Origin of the sequence: Meridianimarinicoccus zhengii, assembly GCF_003254465.1 — a bacterium.
Lineage (GTDB): Bacteria > Pseudomonadota > Alphaproteobacteria > Rhodobacterales > Rhodobacteraceae > Meridianimarinicoccus > Meridianimarinicoccus zhengii.
The window spans coordinates 1-575 of the sequence record NZ_QDFI01000207.1; the positions used below are offsets into that span (position 1 = coordinate 1).

General features: G+C 50.3%; 1 protein-coding gene. It reads left to right on the forward strand.

Going from position 1 to position 575, the window contains the following annotated elements:
- Window positions 1-70 precede the first annotated feature (70 nt).
- Window positions 71-575 (forward strand): 4-hydroxy-tetrahydrodipicolinate synthase (gene dapA / locus DDE13_RS22645; RefSeq protein WP_111406412.1); only part of this gene is annotated, 505 nt, incomplete at its 3' end.

Genomic DNA, 575 nt, shown 5'->3' on the forward strand with positions numbered 1-575 from the left:
TTCTGTCTGCTTGCTTTTAATGCCATACCAAACGTACCATTGAGACACTTGTTTGCACAGAGGATGGCCCATGTTCACGGGAAGTATTGTCGCGATTGTTACTCCGATGGATGAAAAAGGTAATGTCTGTCGGGCTAGCTTGAAAAAACTGATTGATTATCATGTCGCCAGCGGTACTTCGGCGATCGTTTCTGTTGGCACCACTGGCGAGTCCGCTACCTTAAATCATGACGAACATGCTGATGTGGTGATGATGACGCTGGATCTGGCTGATGGGCGCATTCCGGTAATTGCCGGGACCGGCGCTAACGCTACTGCGGAAGCCATTAGCCTGACGCAGCGCTTCAATGACAGTGGTATCGTCGGCTGCCTGACGGTAACCCCTTACTACAATCGTCCGTCGCAAGAAGGTTTGTATCAGTATTTCAAAGCCATCGCTGAGCATACTGACCTGCCGCAAATTCTGTATAATGTGCCGTCCCGTACTGGCTGCGATCTGCTCCCGGAAACGGTGGGCCGTCTGGCGAAAGTAAAAAATATTATCGGAATCAAAGAGGCAACAGGGAACTTAACGC